At 73.2% G+C, this 16,921-nt stretch carries 13 protein-coding genes and 1 pseudogene; 7 read left to right on the top strand and 7 right to left on the bottom strand.

All coding sequences use genetic code 11. The features are described from left to right. Positions 1-3,865 (top strand): FxSxx-COOH system tetratricopeptide repeat protein (fxsT, locus tag AB0F10_RS36615; protein ID WP_360636104.1); only part of this gene is annotated, 3,865 nt, incomplete at its 5' end. Positions 3,866-4,008: 143 nt separating this feature from the next. Continuing rightward, positions 4,009-5,217 (top strand): serine hydrolase, encoded by a 1,209-nt coding sequence (locus AB0F10_RS36610; protein WP_360636101.1) that lies wholly within the window; start codon positions 4,009-4,011, stop codon positions 5,215-5,217. Here AB0F10_RS36610 and AB0F10_RS36605 read toward each other — a convergent pair. From AB0F10_RS36605 to AB0F10_RS36595, 3 genes are all read right to left on the bottom strand, one after another. Then, positions 5,197-6,204 carry a DUF6461 domain-containing protein gene (locus AB0F10_RS36605; RefSeq protein ID WP_360636098.1) on the bottom strand — a complete coding sequence of 336 codons (1,008 nt, stop codon included), beginning with the start codon at positions 6,202-6,204 and terminating at the stop codon, positions 5,197-5,199. The two genes, AB0F10_RS36610 and AB0F10_RS36605, sit on opposite strands and share 21 nt — an antisense overlap. Before the next feature lie 11 nt (positions 6,205-6,215). Beyond that, positions 6,216-6,695 (bottom strand): hypothetical protein, encoded by a 480-nt coding sequence (locus AB0F10_RS36600; protein ID WP_360636095.1) that lies wholly within the window; start codon positions 6,693-6,695, stop codon positions 6,216-6,218. 229 nt (positions 6,696-6,924) lie between these two features. After that, a complete protein-coding gene (locus AB0F10_RS36595) occupies positions 6,925-7,410 on the bottom strand; it encodes an HAD domain-containing protein (RefSeq protein ID WP_360636092.1) in 486 nt (161 codons plus the stop codon). 72 nt (positions 7,411-7,482) lie between these two features. Between AB0F10_RS36595 and AB0F10_RS36590 the strand changes: the two genes are divergently transcribed. Continuing rightward, positions 7,483-7,950, top strand: coding sequence for a hypothetical protein (locus AB0F10_RS36590; RefSeq protein ID WP_360636089.1), 468 nt, complete (start codon positions 7,483-7,485; stop codon positions 7,948-7,950). Next, the gene (locus tag AB0F10_RS36585; RefSeq protein ID WP_360636085.1) at positions 7,947-8,729 is read left to right on the top strand and encodes a tetratricopeptide repeat protein; all 783 of its coding nucleotides are present in this window, start codon (positions 7,947-7,949) and stop codon (positions 8,727-8,729) included. The genes AB0F10_RS36590 and AB0F10_RS36585 overlap by 4 nt, the downstream gene beginning before the upstream one ends. 10 nt (positions 8,730-8,739) lie before the next feature. Here the strand turns inward: AB0F10_RS36585 and AB0F10_RS36580 are convergent, their stop codons facing one another. The 4 genes from AB0F10_RS36580 to AB0F10_RS36565 all read right to left on the bottom strand — a co-directional run bounded on the left by AB0F10_RS36580 (position 8,740) and on the right by AB0F10_RS36565 (position 14,278). Continuing rightward, positions 8,740-9,753: a hypothetical protein gene (locus AB0F10_RS36580; protein ID WP_360636082.1), complete on the bottom strand. Its 1,014-nt coding sequence runs from the start codon at positions 9,751-9,753 to the stop codon at positions 8,740-8,742. A 5-nt stretch (positions 9,754-9,758) separates the two neighbouring features. After that, the gene (locus AB0F10_RS36575; protein WP_360636079.1) at positions 9,759-11,861 is read right to left on the bottom strand and encodes a M1 family metallopeptidase; all 2,103 of its coding nucleotides are present in this window, start codon (positions 11,859-11,861) and stop codon (positions 9,759-9,761) included. A gap of 64 nt (positions 11,862-11,925) precedes the next feature. Further along, positions 11,926-13,182: a saccharopine dehydrogenase NADP-binding domain-containing protein gene (locus AB0F10_RS36570; protein WP_360636076.1), complete on the bottom strand. Its 1,257-nt coding sequence runs from the start codon at positions 13,180-13,182 to the stop codon at positions 11,926-11,928. A 70-nt stretch (positions 13,183-13,252) separates the two neighbouring features. Continuing rightward, positions 13,253-14,278 (bottom strand): LacI family DNA-binding transcriptional regulator, encoded by a 1,026-nt coding sequence (locus AB0F10_RS36565; RefSeq protein WP_360636073.1) that lies wholly within the window; start codon positions 14,276-14,278, stop codon positions 13,253-13,255. A 101-nt stretch (positions 14,279-14,379) separates the two neighbouring features. Here AB0F10_RS36565 and AB0F10_RS36560 point away from each other — a divergent pair, with 101 nt between their 5' ends. The 3 genes and pseudogenes from AB0F10_RS36560 to AB0F10_RS36550 form a co-directional block, all read left to right on the top strand. Further along, positions 14,380-15,534, top strand: a complete 1,155-nt coding sequence (locus AB0F10_RS36560) for a Gfo/Idh/MocA family oxidoreductase (protein WP_360636070.1) — start codon at positions 14,380-14,382, stop codon at positions 15,532-15,534. A gap of 29 nt (positions 15,535-15,563) precedes the next feature. After that, entirely contained in the window at positions 15,564-16,685 is a 1,122-nt protein-coding gene (locus AB0F10_RS36555) for a dihydrodipicolinate synthase family protein (protein WP_360636107.1), read from the top strand. Next, positions 16,682-16,921, top strand: a pseudogene (locus tag AB0F10_RS36550) (sugar phosphate isomerase/epimerase); the annotation flags it as partial. The gene AB0F10_RS36555 and the pseudogene AB0F10_RS36550, both read left to right, overlap by 4 nt.

The following is a 16,921-nucleotide window of genomic DNA, read 5'->3' as shown; positions in this document are numbered from 1 at the left end:
GGTCACGCCACGCCTGACCCAGCAGGTCGGAGACGACCAGGATCAGCCGCCGTCCGCTCGGATCGACCAGCTCGACGCCGAGGCGACCGCCGGCAACGTCGCCCGGACCGACCTGCTGTTGCCGGTCTTCGCGCCGCGGGTGGACCGCTGGCTGGACGTCGCGGTGGTGGTGGACACGTCGCCGTCGATGGCGGTCTCGGGCCAGACCATCCGGGAGCTGGCGACGATCCTGGCCGAGACCGGCGCGTTCCGCGACGTCCGTACGTGGCGGTGTGACAGCGACGATCCGGACGCGCACAGGATGTCGCTGCGGGCCGAACCGTCGCACGCCGGCGTGTCCCATGATCCCGCCGAGCTGGTCGATCCGAGCGGACGGCGGCTGATCCTGGTCGTCTCCGACCTGCTGGGTCAGGCGTGGCGTGACCGGCGGATGGCGTCCGCGCTGGAGATCTGGGCGAAGGCCGGCCCGGTCGCCGTGGTGCAACCGCTGCCGCAGCGACTGTGGGACAGCTGCGGGGTCCCGGTGCATCCGGTGGTGCTCTCCAGCCTGGCCCCGGCCGCCCCGAACATCGACCTGACGGTTCGCGTGCCGAGCGCGGAGCTGGACCTCGACAGCGCCGGCACCGATTCGCCCCGGGGCATCGTCGTACCCGTCATCGAGCTCGGACACGAGTGGTTCGCCGCCTGGGCCCGCCTGGTCACCGAGGGATCCGGCGACGAGCGGCCCGGCCGGGCGATCTTCACCGGCCTGCTGGAACCGTCGTGGACCGGGGACCACACGGTCGTCCCCGAGGCGGAGCCGGCCCCGTCGGTGGAGGAGTTCCTGGCGACGGCGCCGCCGGACACGGTACGGCTCGCCGCGTTCCTGTCGGCGGCCGCACCGTTGACCCTGCCGGTGATGCGCCTGATCCAGAGAGCGAATCTGCCCTCCTCCGGGCCTACCGCTCTGCCCGAGTTGTTCCTCAGCGGCCTGCTCGAACTCGCGGCCCCCGCCGACGACCCCGAGGAGTCGGTCTACGACTTCGCCCCGGACATGCGCAAGGAGCTCCTCACCCTGATCACCCGCCAGGAGGCGCTCGGCGTTCTGCAGGAGGTGTCCAGCTACCTCGTCGCACGGCTGGGAACCAACCTGGACTTCCTCGCCCTGCTGTCCACCGGGGAGCCGGTGTCCGAACTCGACGAGGGTGGACGGGCCTTCGCCGCGGTCGCCGTGGACGTGCTCGAGGCGCTGGGCGGCACCTACGGCCGGATGGCCGAACGTCTCCGTGCCGCGCTCGATCAGGGCACCACCGCCGAGGCCTCGTACCCGGTCCCGGACCCTGTCCTGACCTCCGCGGTGGCGCCCGTCAGCGTTCCGGCCCGCCCCGAGCAGTACACGCCGCTGGGCTGGAAGACGGTGCCCCCGCTCAATCCGAACTTCGTCGGCCGTGCCGATCTGCTCGACGCCATGCGCGCCCAGCTGGTGAACAGCTCGCAGACCGCCGTGCTGCTGCCGCGCGCCCTCTACGGGCTCGGCGGCGTGGGCAAGACGCAACTCGCCATCGAGTACGTGCACCGGCACGCCGCCGAATACGACCTGGTCTGGTGGGTCGCGGCGGACGACCCGGCCGAGACCCGCCGCTCCCTGGTCGAACTGGCCGGGCAACTCGGCATCGCGGTCACCGGCGACACCGGCGGCACGATCAGCCGGGTTCACGAGGCACTGACCCGCCGCAAGCCGTACTCGCACTGGCTGATGGTCTTCGACAACGCGGGGGAGGCGCGCGCGATGTCCGGGCTGCTGCCGTCCGCGCGGTCCGGTCACGTCCTGGTGACCACGCGCGAGATCGAGTGGGCCGATCGGGCCCGGGCCCTCGAGGTGGACAGGTTCGCCCGGGCCGAGAGCGTCGCGCTGCTGACCCGGTACGGCGGCCTGGCGCCGGGCGACGCCGACCACATCGCCGACCGGCTCGGCGACCTGCCCATCTCATTGGCGCAGGCCGCCGCCTGGCACCACCAGACCCGGCGGCCCGCCGCGGACTACCTCCGGTTGCTCGAGCAGCAGCTCGAACTGCACGACGGCGACGCGTTCCTCGGCTATCCGCCGCACGCCGGCGCGGCGATGCGGATCGCCGCCGAGCAGTTGCGGAGCGAATCCGAGCAGTCGGCCCTGCTGCTCCAGCTGGCGACGTTCTTCGGACCGGAGTGGATCTCGTACGACATTCTCCACCGCGGCCGGCTGGCCACGCCGTTCTCCCGTGATCTCGGCCGGATCCTGCGCGATCTGGCCCCGTTGGAGCGGGCGGTCAAGGAGATCGCGCGCTGGGAGCTGGTCCGCAACGACAGCCGGAACCTGCGATTTCAGATTCATCGCCTGGTGCGCAAGATGGTGCAGGACGCCATGGCTCCCGGCCTGCGGGACACGCTCCGGGAGACGGTGCAGACCATGCTGGCGTACGCCAATCCCGGTAACCCGGATCGGGTCCGGCGCGAGGACTGGGAGAAGCACGCCGAGCTGTCGGGTCACATCACGGCCTCCGGAGTGATCGAGTCGGAGAACGACGAGGCCCGCCAGGTCGTCATCGATCAGATCCGCTACCGCTACCTGGTCGGCGACTTCGAGAGCAGCCTCGATCTCGCCACCGAGGCGCTCGACGTGTGGGAGCCCCGGTTCGGCCCCCTCGACGAGTTCACCCTGATCACCCGGCGGCACCGGGCGAACGTCCTGGCCGCGCTCGGTCGTCCCGCCGAGGCACTGGAGATCGACCGGGCGGTGCTGGAGGGCTTCACCGCGAGCTACGGCCCGGACCACGAGCACACGATGGCCTCGGTCAACAGCGTCAGCGCCGACCTGCGGGCGCTGGGTTCGTTCGCCGAGGCGCGCCGGCTCGTCGAGGACAACTACGAACGGCACGTCTATGTGTTCGGCACCGAGGACAGCGCGACCATCAGCACCGCGGGCAGCCTCGGGGACGACCTGCGCATGGCCGGCGAATACCAGGCCGCCCTGGAGATCGACCAGCGCACGTTCGACGTGGCCGTGCGCGTCTTCGGCCGCAACGACCGCCGGGCCCTGTTGCTGAGCCGCAACATGGCCGCCGACCTGTACGCGCTGGGCCGCTACGGCGATGCGTACCGGATGCAGAGCGAGGTGTTGCCGGCGTCAGAGCAGACGCTGGGCGCGGACCACCCGGACGTGCTGCTGGCCCGCCGGCTCGTCGTCGTCAGCCTGCGCAAGCTCGGGCGCCTGACGGAGGCCGCGGACGAGGCGGGGACGGTGCTGCACGCGTTCCGCGATCGGCTCGGCGACAAGCACCCGCACACGCTGCTCACCCTGCAGACGGTGACCAATGCGCTGCGCGACGACGGTCAGCTGGTCGAAGCCGTGCGGGCCGGCGAGGAGGCGCTCGGCCGATACCGCAGCGACATGCCCGACCATCCCCTGACGCTGGTCTGTCTGACCAATCTGGCGATCGTGTACCGGCAGACGGGACTCATGGCCGAGGCCCGGCGCTTCAACCAGGAGGCGCTCGACGGCCTCACCGCCATCTTCGGCCCCGACCACCCCTACACCCTGTCCTGCGCGACCAACATGGCGAATGACCTTGCGGCTCAGGGCGACCTCGACGGCGCGCTGCGGTTGTCTGAGGAGACGCTCGAACGGTCCTTGCGGGCCCGCGGCCGGGCCCAGCCTTACACGGTGGCCTGCGCGGTCAACCACGCCCTCGGCCTGATCGCCGCCAAGGTGCCGACCGGGCCGGCGCTCCTCAGGGAGACCGTGCGCCTCATGGAGGACCTGCCGGACTTCGGCCCGGCCCATCCAGAGGTGGTCCTGGCCTTGGACGGCAAGCGCATCGACTCCGACATCGAAGCCCCGCCCACCTGAGCCCGTACGGCCACCCAGCGACCCGCGTCGATCTTTTTGGATTGCCGTCGAACCGTAGCGGCCCGCGCTGCGTGAACACTTCCGAGACGTCTCGCACCACGCACATCACGTGCATCGGATCGACGAGGACGACGGGGACTGTCATGACCAATGCAACTGACCAGCATCTTTACCCGGACGCCCGGGCGGGGGACAAGTCCTGGTGGGAGCGCCAAGGCGACCTGATCATGCGCCGCCCGTTCAACGAGTGGACCTTCACGCACATGAACCGGCTGCTGCCCACCGAGCGGGTGTCGCGGGGCGATTTCCGGTTTCCGCTGGCGGGCCGGTCGCGGCCGCTGGAGCTCACCTACCGTTTCGACGACCGCGAATACAGCCTGGCCGATCTGCACCGCCGCACCTTCACCACGGCGTTCGTCGTGCTGCACCGCGGCGCGATCGTGCATGAGACCTATCCGGGGACGTTCGCCGGGCCGCGCGCCCGCTTTCAGCTCTTCTCACTGTCGAAGTCGGTGACCTCGATGCTGGTCGGCATCGCCCAGGCCGAGGGTGCCATCGGCGGGCTGACCGATCCGGTCACCGCGTACCGGCCCGACTTCGCCGGCACCGCCTACGACGGCACGACCCTCGCCGATCTGCTCGACATGACCAGCGGCGTCGGCGGCCTCGAGCGGTGGGACCTGCCCGGCGCGGACATCAAGCGCTTCGAGGCGGCCTGCCTGGGCCGCGGCACCGTCCTCGACGTGCTGCGCTCGGCCCCGCGCACCGCGGTGCCGGGCACCCGCTTCAACTACTCGACCCTCGATGCCCAGCTCATCGGCTGGGTCCTGGAGGCGGCCACCGGCCGGACCCTTGCCCGGTACGCCGCCGAGCGGCTGTGGAGCCGCATCGGCGCCGACCGCGACGCGTACTACTGGCTCAGCCGCTCCCGGCCACGCACGGCGATCGGCGGCGGCTCACTCAACGCGACCGCCCGCGACGTGGCCCGCCTCGGGCTGCTCATGGCGCACGACGGCCGGATCGCCGGCGAGCAGATCGTGCCCCGGAACTGGGTACGCCACAGCGCCGTCCGCACCGTCCCGCACCTGGCCGTCGGCGCGCTCGGCCCCAGCGGCTACCACCATTACGGGTACGCGAATCAGTGGTGGACCGTCGCCGGCGACCACCGGGCCTTCACCGGTCTCGGGGTGCACGGCCAGTATCTCTACGTCGACCCGGTGGCCGACGTCGTGGTCGTCAAGACCAGCGCCTGGCCGACCGAGGACGACGAACAGCGCGACCGCGAGACGATCACCGCCCTGAACCGCATCGCGGGGCACTTCGGCGCGCGATCAGGCGTCCTGACCGCGTAGGACGTCCAGGGCCGCCGCCCGGGCCGCGTCGTCGGCCAGGGCGGCGGGCCCGGCGACGAGCGGCCGCAGGGCGCTGAGCACGGCCACCCGGGCCTCGGCGTCCAGCACCCCCCGCAGACTCCTGACGAACCAGTCGACGCCGTCGGGCCGCGACGTCGCCAGCCAGTCGCGGACCCGCAGCCCCAGCGGCGAGTCGGCGGCGACCGGGCTCGCGGTGCCCAGCGCGGCCGCGTCGAGCGCCTCCGCCAGCCCGGGGGAGTCCGCGACGCCGAGGGCGGCGGCCTGCCGGCGTACCTCGGCGACGGCAACCGCCCGCTGAACGCCGGGCGCGGCAGCCTCGGCGGCGGCGACCAGGTCGGCGGCCTCCGGCGTACGGCGGCCGGCGCGCAGCAGGTCGCCGGGCCGGGCGGGCGTGACGAACCAGGGCTCGAGCCGCGCCGAGAACCGGGCGGCCCCCAGCGGCGCCTCCGGCAGCCGGACGCCGGTGATCCGCTGCGCCAGTACGATCGCCCGGGCCTCGGCGTCCTGCCAGTTGGTGTCGGACTCGTCGGACGGCGGCCGCAGTCCCAGCGCGTCCATCAGGTGGCGCAGCATGCCCGGGTCGTCCCCCCAGGTGGTCTCCTCCGCCGGATAACCGGGATCGAAACCCACGACCGTCGTGCCGTCGATCGCGTACCCGAAGTGCGAGGCGGACCCAGCATCGCGCAGCACCGAAACCGCCGCCGAACCCCGCGACGCCGCCTCCAGCAGCGCATGATCGCCACCCAGCGCGCCCCCGGGCTCAACCACCACGGCCCAGCCGCCCAGCGAGAGCGCCGCGGCCTTACCCGGAGCGGACGACTCCCCAGGCCCGAGCTCGTGCAGGGTGTCCGGGCACCCACCCATCCGCAGCAGCGCCCCGGCCGCATCCGCGCCCTTGACGAAGGTCAGACAGAAGGCGTCGCCAAGCCCGGCGACAACCTGCCGCGCATGCAAAAGGTCATCCACGACTGCCCAGCTTAAGGACGACGCCACCCACCGCCCCGCCACCCCTCCGTCGCCACCCCGGACCCCAGGTGAAGTGGTCGAGCCGCCCGGCTGGTGTGCCGCGCGGTGTTCAGGGGTTTGACGGAGATGAGATCGCTGGCGGGCTGCTCCGTGCGGTGCTCGGCGGTCGGCACGCGGTAGGTGCATATGTAGGCCGGCGCCGGCGAGGATTCGCTGATTGGCCGGCCATCGTCGTCGGGGCCGCCGGTCGGTCCGGTGCTGGTCTCGCTCCAGACCTGATCGATGTGTTGATCATTGCAGTTGCTGGTCGCTGACCCGGCCGGCTGCAGCTCCCGGACCACGCGGGTAGACACCCGCGTCGTCTTCAGCCCTGTGACGGCGGTACTCACCTCGTTGCGGATCTGGCCGCAGGCGTCCGCCGGGACGCCGGGTTGGATCCAGCGGCCCTTCTGGTCGAACAGGGCCAACCGCGGCACGGCGGGCATATCCATGAAGCATGCCTGGTCCGGCGAATCACCGGCGAAGCGTGGCTCATCGGGGAGCCGCAGCGCCGCGAGCGTCGGTGACCACCATGCGGACCGACCAGCCGAGGCACCCTCTTGCATCCGGACTCAACGTCCGGGGTGGGATGTGCTCACCGGCCGCGGTTACCACCAGAAGCCAGCCCTCGGCCCCACCCGTCCACCGCACGAAAATGCCACCCACAACCGATGCGGGACGCTAGGAAACAAGCCATCGGCGAATCAGGGCGAAGTCCGCCTCGGTAAGCCCGGCGAACGGGTCGACGCGGTGCACCAGAGCCCTGCCCTGATAGTTGGCCCGGATCCACAACCGATCAGCAGGACTGATTTCGTCGTCGAGCCAGATGAACGGGCGCCCGCCCGCCCACCGGGCGAGGAACCGAGTCTTCCAGTGCAGCCCGAACCCGGGCGGGTCGTCATCGGGAAACTCGACGACCGGCAGTTCCGGGAGCCCGAGCCGAGGCGCGATCACTTCGTTGGCGTCGGCCATCCACGTGGTTGCCCACACCAGCTGACATCCCAGCCCCGACAGCCTGCGCCCGTCCGCCGGATCGAGCCGATCCAGCAGCGGATTCCCCGCCCCAGGGCCGGCAAGCGCCTGCCCGGTCGCCCGGCCCCGGAACGGAATCAGCGGACCGTCGACGTCCAGAAAGAGCAGCGGACGGTCGTCGGGCCCGGGAGTCATCCGTGGAAGGTACCGGAGTCAGCCGCCCGGGATGGAAGGCTAATCTCCCGGCGGCTCGCGCCGATGGCTCTCGTGCACGCTGTCAGGCTGGGCGGGACCGGGGAGAACATGCACGACGAGCTGTTACGCCCGACCATCGATGGTCGGGCCCCGTCCGGTGCGAGGCCGTGGCGGCCCCTGGCGATCGCGTACCCCGCGTATCTCGCCGGGCCGCTGACCGCCGCCGTGCTGGGTGCGGTCAACGGGCACCGGCTGGGGCTGGCCACGACCCGGCTGGCCGCCATCGGCGCGGCGGGGCTGTTCGCCTTCGGCGCCCGGGTGGCGTTGAGCCCGCCGGCCGACGACTTCGTCGACGTCCGGCAGGTGGGTGGCGTCGCCGGCCTGCTGGTGTGGCTGGTGGTGCTGGGGTTGCAGGGTAAGCCGTTCCGGGCGTACCTCCGGGGCCGCGCCCGTCCCGCCTCGCTGGTCCGGCCGGGCCTCGCCGCGGTTCTCGGGTGCGGGCTGCTGGAGCTGGGCGTGATCTACGGGCTGGTCCGGTGACGTCGCCGCTGGAGCGGGCGCAGGCGCTGCTGCTCGCGGACCGGCCGGAGCAGGCGCTCGCCGAGTTGGCCGAGCTGTCGGTCGTCGAGACGTTCGGCCCGGACGCCATGTGGGTGCGCTGCGCCGCGCAGATCCGGCTGAGGCAGTGGGCGCAGGCGGCGGAGGCGGCCCGTGCCGGGCTTGCCGCGGGTGGGCCCGAGCCGCGGCTGCTGCTCTGGATGGGCCAGGCGGAGCACGAGCTGGGCCGGCCGGAGGCCGCCGAGCGGGCGCTGCTGCGGGGCCTGGAGCTGGTGCCGGGCGACGTGCACCTGCTGTGCGCGTACGCGGAGCTCTGCGCCGCCGAGGGCCAGCCGGGCAAGGCCGCCCAGCTGGTCGAGCGGGCGTCGGCCGCGGATCCGCACGCGCCAGTGGTGTTCGCGGCGCGGGCGCGGGTCGCGTACGCGCGGGGTGACGACCGGGAGGCCGAGCGGATCAGCCGGGAGTTCGGCGCCTCGATCGCCGTGCGCGCCGACCCGGAGGCGCACGCCGGCACCGAGCGGCCCGCCAGGGACGCGGTGCTGGACACGCGGTTGGAGAGCCACCCGCTGATGATCCCGCTGTGGCCGCTGCGCCGCTTCGATCCGTTGTACTCGTGGCTGGCCTGGATCGTCACGATGCTGACGCTGCGGGCGGCGGACCTCACCGCGCCGCTGCTGGTGCTGGCGCCCCTCTGGCTCCTCTACTGCCTGTACTCCTGGGTCGTGCCGCCGCTGCTGCGCCGGTGGCTGCGGCGCCGCTGACGGGCGGCCGTCAGGGTTTCGGGCCGGGGCGCCGGCCGGTGGTGCGCAGGTTGACCAGCCGGTTGAGCAGGTCGAACCAGAAGGGTGCGCCCATCGCGGCCGCCGCCGCGGTCAGCGCCAGGCCGAGCAGCTTCAGCAGCCAGTCGCGGGCGCCGGGCTCCTGACCCGGCTGCGCCACGCACGCCGACGGGGTGCTCGGGCAGCCCTCCGGCCACCAGATGACGCGCCCGGTCCCGTCGACGGCGCCGACCAGTTCGCGCACGCACGCGGCCTGGTCGCCGGCGGCGGCGCAGGCCGAGCCCTGCTGCACCTGGCTCACCGCCGCCGCCCGCAGTGCCGGGTCGCGGTAGAGGGTGCCCGCGATCGCGTACGCGTCGATGTTGGCGATCAGGCACAGGCCGGCGGCGACGACCAGCAGCCAGCGTTTCGCCCAGCGTTTGTACCAGCCGGACACCCGGTCCATCTGGGCGTCGTACCAGTGTTCGACGCCGGTGCGGAAGTCGTCCAGGCTCGCGGTGCTCTGGTCGGCGAGCCCGAGCAGGGCCTGCCGGGCCGGCATCGACTCGTCCAGCCCGGCGACGGCCGCCCGTACCCGGTCGAGGGTGAGCGGGCCGCCGTCGGCCGGCACCAGGGTGTCGAGCAGCGCCCGGGAGAAGGTCTCGGCCGGCACGTACGGCGGGATGCGGGTGCGCTCGCCCGCCGCTGTCGGCCGGGGCTGCATCATGGCGCGCAGCATCGGGTGGTCGAAGACGAGCGCGGTCAGCCCGCCGTCGGCGGCGGTGCCGTCGGTGGGGGCCAGCGCCTTGGCGTAGATGGCCTTCTCGGCCTGGGCGCCGGCGAGCGGGCCGGGCCTGCCGGCCGCCTCGCCCTTCGCGTCGAGCATGTTGCGCAGGCCGCGCAGCAGGTATTTGGCCCGTTTGCGGGTCAGGTTGCCGAGCCATTCGACGATGGCCGAGGCGACCAGGGCGGTCAGCGCGAAGGTGAGCATCACCGCGATGGCGACGTCGACGACGGGACTGGACACTCCGGTCAGCGCCGCAGCCAGCGCTTGACGATGGGCCTGGGCCCGGCGACCTTCGCGCCGGTCACCGGGGAGACCGTCACCTCCGGGCGGATCGGGCTGAACAGCCAGGTCTGGAAGAGCGAGTCCAGCGTCTTGCCGGAGATCTGCTCGGCCAGGTCGACGAATTCCCCGGTGGTGACGTTGCCGCCGCGGTGGAGCGAGGCCCAGGTGCGCAGGATCCGGAAGAAGGCCGGGTCGCCCACCCGGTGGCGCAGCATCTGCAGCGTCATGGCGCCGCGCACGTAGACCGGCGTGTCGAACAGGTGCTGCGGGCCGGGGTCGCCGATCGGCAGGGCCCAGAAGTCGGGGTCGTCGACGAAGGTGCCGTACAGGAAGTCGAAGTTCTCCTGCGCGGTGCCGAGGCCCTCGCGCTCGCTCCACAGCCATTCCGCGTACGTGGCGAAGCCCTCGTTGAGCCAGATGTCCTGCCAGCGGGCGAGGGCGAGGCTGTCGCCGTACCACTGGTGCGCCAGTTCGTGCACGACCACGGCGTCGCCGTCCTCGGGGGTGCCGAAGAAGCCCTGCGCGTACACCGGGCGGGTCTGGTTCTCCAGGGCGAAGCCGAACGCCTCGGTGCTGTCCACGATGCCGCCGGAGGCGGAGAAGGGGTAGGGGCCGAAGACGCCGGAGAGGAAGCCGAGGATCTCCGGCTCGCGGGCGAGCGATCCGGCGGCCCGGTCGCCGAGCGTCGGCGGCACGTCCGCGGCCGTACCCGAGATCCAGTTGCTGGGGTTGGCGGGGCTGCCGGCCGGCGGCCCGCCGGGGGCCCAGCCGTCCAGGACGTTGCCGTCGTCCTCGAAGGACGTGCTGCCCGCCCCGGTGGAGACGACCACGTCGTCGACGAAGGCGCCCGGGTACGTGATGGACTGGTCGTTGACCGCGCTGAGCGAGACCTCGACCGAGCGGCCGGCGTAGCCGGAGAGGTCGATCGACCACGGCTCGTAGCCCTCGCTGCGGCCGGTCGCCGCCGACCACCGGCCGCTGCTGCCGGCGGCCGCGCAGGTGTCGGCGCCGGGCGTCAGGTAGTGCAGCAGGAACGGGTGCAGGTCCGGGGCGTAGAGGCAGGCGGCGCCGGTGTCGGCCGTGCTGTGCCCGTTGGCGTCCGGCAGGGTGGTCCAGTCCTCGGCGCCGGCGGTCCGGGCCTCGACGAGGAAGAAGTCCCAGCCCTGCTCGGTGTCGCGGGTGACGTGGAAGCTCAGGTTGGCGCCGCCGGCGGGCACGGCGATGGTCCGGGTCAGCCGCTTGTAGGACGGTTCGCCGTCCTGGGTCAGCGCCATCCGGGTGCCGGTGCGCGGCGTGGCGGGCGGGGTGAACAGCTTCGGGTCGATCGCGTCCCAGTATTTGATTCCGCCGGCCTTGGCGGCCTTCACCCGGTATTCGCCGACGGTGGCGGTGGCCAGGTAGGAGGCCATCGGTTCCCGGGCGTCCCAGGTCGTGGTGGTCCAGCCGCGCCGGGTGGTGCGGCTCAGCAGCACGCCGTTGGAGACCGATTCGAGGCCGCTCGGCGCGGTGATCCTGATCGTGTAGGACGCCTTGTCGAGCGGGTGGTCGTTGACCGGGAACCAGGTCGACGCGACCTCCGGCTGCCCGACCACGACCATGCCGTCGTCGGTGGCGAAGACCCCGGAGGCGCCCAGGTTGGGGTCCTGGATGACCTGCGGCACGCCGTCGTAGCGGGCCACCACGGTGAACGGCCGGCCCCAGCGCAGGCCGCGGCGCGGGGTCACGGTCAGCTCGCCGTCGCCCCGGCTCCAGGCAGCGGGCAGCCCGTCGACGGTCAGCGATCGCAGGGTCAGCCCGTCGAAGTCCAGGTTGAAGCTGGACAGGTCCTGCGTCGCCAGGGCGCTGATGGTGGCGATCCCGCCGATGTTGTCCGTGGCGGGCGTGTAGGTGATGTCGAGCCCGTAGTGCAGCACGTCGTAGCCGCCGTTGCCGGCGAGCGGGAAGTACGGGTCGCCGATGCCGGGGGCGCCGGGCCGGAACGTCGCGGGGTATGCGCCGGCCGGGGCGATCGCCGTCGCGACCACGGTGGCCACGACGGCGACGACAAGGGCGGCTCTGCGCATCATCCGGGCCTCCACGCAACGGTGTGGTCACGGCACGCTACCGCGCCCACACGCACCGAGGCCAGTCTCAGTCGTCGATGGCTGCCGCGGTGATCTGGAGCCCGGCCGCGCGCAGCCGGGCGACCAGGGCGTCCCCGATGCCGGTCGCGGGGGTGAGCACCCCGCCGGGCGAGTCGGGCAGCGCGGCGCGGTCGTGGACGAGGGCCAGCGCCGACTCGCCGAGCATGACCGCGGTCGCGGCGTATCCGGGGTCGCCCTTGGCCCGGATCCGCGCCTTGTACCGGGCGCCGGTGGTGGTCCTGGTGAACAGGTCCACGGTGAAGTGTCCCTCGCGGCGGGCGCGCTCGTCCGGACCCTCGCCGGGCTTGGGCAGGATCCGGTCCAGCACGTACCGGGTCGGCGGCAGGGACAGGCCCAGGGCCAGCGCTCCGAGGCCCACCTTGGTCATCGCGGCGAGCAGCGGCGACAGCGGCGACGTGCCCATGCTCATCGCCTCGCGGTAGCGGAATTCCCGCCCGTACGCGAAGCCGCGCAGCGCGTTGCTGCGCCGCACGACCCGGGTGTTGTAGGGCGCCATCACGAACGGCGCGAGGCTGCCGCGCAGCGAGGGGTCGACGTCCGCGGCCCGCGGCGCCGCGAGGTCGTCCTGGCGGCCGAGGTCCGGCTCCTCGGCGGGGGCTGGGCTCAGCGAGTACGGGCCGGCGGCGAGCCGGCGCAGCGCCCTGTCCTTCTTGACGACGTCCAACTGGTGGCGCAGCGAGTCGATGGTGCCGCCGCTGACCCCGCCGCGCAGGCTGGTGACCACCAGGGTGGTGCCGGTGAGCTCGCCCGCGCCGTCCTCGGCGACCCGGGCATGCAGGACATGCACCCCCAGGTCGGAAGGAATCGAGTCGAAGCCGCACGAGTGCACGATCCGGGCACCGGTCGAGCGGGCCAGTTCGTGGTTCTCGTCGATGCTGTCCCGGGCGAAGAGCACCTCGCCGGTCAGGTCCACGTAGTCGGTGCCGGCGGCGGCGCAGGCGTGCGCGAGGACGCGGCCGTACTTCGCGTAGGGCCCGACGGTGGTGAGGACGACGTGCGCGGCGGCGGCCATCTCGGCGAGCGCCGTGGCGTCGGCGGCGTCGGCGACGAGCACCGGCCAGTCCACCCCGAGCTTCGCCCGGAGCTCCTCGAGCCGCTCGGCCGAGCGGCCGGCCAGGGCGATCCGGGTGCCGGCCGGCGCGTGCGCGGCCAGGTGGCCGGCGACCAGCACGCCGACGAAGCCGGTGGCGCCGTAGATGACGACGTCGAGATCGCGGACCCGGGGGGACTGTTGATCGTTCATGGTTGCCGATTGTCCGTCACGCCGCCCGCCGCCGCCCGGCAGGGTCGCCCGCCGCCGGGCCGGGCGCGGGTCAGGGCCGGTCGCAGGGCGCGGCGGTGCTGCCGCGCAGCACCAGCCGCGCGGCCGCGTGCTCCACCAGCGGGGCGTCGCGCTCGCCCTCGCGCAGGGCCAGCGACATCGCCCGTACGCCGATCTCCTCGAGCGGCAGCCGCACGGTGCTCAGCGGCGGCGTCACGTCGACGGAGATGGGCATGTCGTCGAAGCCGATCAGGCTCATCCGGCCGGGCACGTCGATGCCCCGCTCCCGCAGGCAGGCCAGCGCCCCGACGGCCATGGAGTCGTTGAGCGCCGCGATCGCGGTCAGGCCCGGATTGTCCTGCAGCAGGGTGGCCGCCGCGGCCCGGCCGCCGTTGCGGTCGAAGTCCGCGTACGCCACCTGGCGCGCGCCGAGCCGCTGGCCGTGTTGCCGGGCGGCGCGTCGCAGCCCGGCCAGCCGGTCGGTGGTGGTGGTCAGGTGCCGGGGCCCGGCGATGACGCCGATGGCGGTGTGGCCGAGGCGGTAGAGCGCGTCGCCGGCGAGGTAGCCGCCGGGCTCGTTCTCCGGCACGACCGCGTCGCCGGCGTGCTCGTGCCGGCCGATCACCGCGACCCGGCCGCCGGTGCTCTCGTAGATGCGGAGCTTGGCGTCGAGCCGGGCGGTGATCGGCGCGTCGTGGTAGCCGGAGCCGGCCAGCACTATCGCGGCGGTCTGGTGCGCGTGCAGCAGGTCCACATAGGCCAGCTCGCGCTCGGGGTCGCGGTAGCTGTTGCAGATGATGACCAGCCGGCCGTGGTCGGTGGCGACCCGCTGCAGGCCGCGGGTGATCTCGGCGAAGTAGGGGTCGGAGACGTCGTGCACGATCACGCCGACGGCGGTGCGGTCGGCGCGGGCCAGCTGCTGCGCGTTGGCGTTCGGCACGAACTGCAGCTCGGCGACGGCCGCCAGGACACGCTCGCGGAGCGCCTCGGCCACCGGCTTGGGGCTGTTGTTGATGATGCGGGAAACGGTCGCGGTCGAGACCCCCGCCCGCCGCGCGACATCCGCGAGAGTCGCCACCGGTGCAGAGTAGCCCATCGGCGCCGATCGGCAAGCGCTTGCCTGAGGTGTCCGCGCGCCGGTAGCCTGCCAGGAAAGCGCTTACCTGAGGGGGTCGGCAGATGTCCGCTCGCGTCCCGATCGGGATCGTCATGAACGGTGTCACCGGGAGGATGGGCTATCGCCAGCATCTGGTCCGCTCCCTGCTCGCCATCCGCGAGTCCGGCGGCCTGCCGCTGCGCGACGGCTCGCTGCTCTGGCCCGAGCCGATCCTGGTCGGCCGCAGCGAGGCGAAGCTGCGCGAGGTCGCCGCGCGCCACGGCCTCACCGACTGCACCACCGACCTCGGCGCCGCCCTGGCCCGGCCGGACGTGCAGATCTACTTCGACGCCCAGGTGACCAGCGAGCGCGAGAAGGCGATCGGCCTGGCCATCGCCGCGGGCAAGCACATCTACACCGAGAAGCCGCTCGCCACCACGCTCAGCGGCGCGATCGAGCTGGCCCGCTCCGCCGACGCGGCCGGCGTGCGGCACGGCGTGGTGCAGGACAAGCTATTCCTGCCGGGGCTGCGCAAGCTCCAGCGCCTGATCAGCGGCGGCTTCTTCGGCCGGATCCTTTCGGTACGCGGTGAGTTCGGCTACTGGGTCTTCGAGGGCGACTGGCAGGCCGCGCAGCGCCCGAGCTGGAACTACCGGGCGGCGGACGGCGGCGGCATCGTGGTCGACATGTTCCCGCACTGGCACTACGTGCTCGAGCAGCTGTTCGCCCCGGTACGCGCGGTCACGGCGCACGTCGCCACGCACGTGCCGCGGCGCTGGAACGAGGATGGCGAGCCGTACGAGGCGACCGCCGACGACTCGGCGTACGGGATCTTCGAGCTCGACGGCGGCATCGTCGCGCAGATCAACTCCTCCTGGGCGGTCCGGGTGAACCGCGACGAGCTGGTGGAGTTCCAGGTCGACGGCGTCGAGGGCAGCGCGGTGGCCGGCCTGCGCGGCTGCCGGGTGCAGCACCGGGCCACCACGCCGAAGCCGGTCTGGAACCCCGACCTGCCGGTGGCCGAGCGCTTCCGCGACCAGTGGCAGGAGGTGCCGGACAACGAGGAGTTCGACAACGGCTTCAAGGCGCAGTGGGAGATGTTCCTGCGCCACGTCGCCGAGGACGCCCCGTACACGTGGGATCTGTGGGCGGGCGCGCGCGGGGTGCAGCTGGCCGAGCTCGGCCTGCGGTCGGCCCGGGAGGGCCGCCGCGTCGAGGTGCCGGAGCTGGACCGGTGACCCGGGAGGTGCGGCTGCCGGGCGGCGCGCTGACCCTGTCCGGCGCGGGCGCGCAGTGGGCGGCGCCGGGCGCGCCGTTCACCGGCCGGATCGCCTACGCCGCGGCGCACGTCGTCGCCGACCCCGCCGCCGAGAACATCCCCGGCGCGCCGCCGGTGCTGGACTGGGACGCCACCCTGGCCTTCCGCCGCCACCTGTGGTCGCACGGCTTCGGCGTCGCCGAGGCGATGGACACCGCGCAGCGCGGCATGGGCCTCGACTACCCGACGGCCCGGGAGCTGATCCGCCGCTCGGCCCGCGAGGCCGCCGCGGCCGGCGGGTCGATCGTCGCCGGCGTCGCCACCGACCAGCTCCCGCCCGGCCCCGCGACCCTGGACGAGATCCGCAAGGCGTACGGCGAGCAGCTGGCCGACGTGCAGGAGGCCGGCGCCCGCCCGGTACTGATGTGCAGCCGCCACCTGGCCGCCGCGGCCGACGGCGCACAGGACTACCTGGACGTCTACGGCCGGCTGATCGCCGACTCCGACCAGCCGGTCCTGCTGCACTGGCTCGGCACGGACTTCGACCCGCTGCTCGCCGGATACTGGGGTTCCGGATCGCGGTGGCGGGCCGCCGACACGGTGGCCGCGCTCGTCGCCGCGCATCCCGGCAAGGTCGACGGCATCAAGCTGTCCCTGCTGGACGAGGAGTTCGAGGTGGCGATCCGGCGCCGGCTCCCGGCGGGCGTGCGGCTCTACACCGGCGACGACTTCAACTATCCGATCCTGATCCGCGGCGACGAGCGGGGCCACTCCGAGGCGCTGCTGGGCATCTTCGCCGCGATCGCGCCCGCGGCGGCCGCGGCGCTGCGGGCCCTGGACGCGGGCGACCTCGGCGGCTACGACCGCATCCTCGCGCCGACGGTGACCCTCTCCCGGCACCTGTTCTCCGCGCCGACCTGGTACTACAAGACCGGGATCGTGTTCCTGTCCTGGCTGGCCGGTCACCAGGACCACTTCACGATGGTCGGCGGCGTGCAGAGCGGCCGCTCGCCGGGCCACCTCGCCGAGCTGCTGCGGCTGGCCGACGCCGCGGGGCTGCTGCCGGACGCCGACCTCGCCGCGTACCGGGCCCGGGCCTTCCTGACGACCGCGGGGGTGGCGCAGCCGTGAAGCGCTTCGCACTCAACCAGGCGACGACCAAGCGCTGGCCGCTGCCGGAGCTGGCGGCGGGCTGCGCGCAGGCCGGCGTCACCGGCGTGGGCCTGTGGCGCGAGGACGTGCGGGCGTACGGCGTGGAACGCTCGGCGGCGCTCATGCGCGACGCCGGGCTGGCCGTGACGTCGCTCTGCCGCGGCGGCTTCTTCAACGAGCCGCAGTGGTGGGACGAGAACCGCCGGGCCATCGAC

This window comes from Actinoplanes sp. NPDC026623, from assembly GCF_040638275.1.
Taxonomy (GTDB): domain Bacteria; phylum Actinomycetota; class Actinomycetes; order Mycobacteriales; family Micromonosporaceae; genus Actinoplanes.
This window is presented reverse-complemented; position numbering and strand designations above follow the sequence as displayed.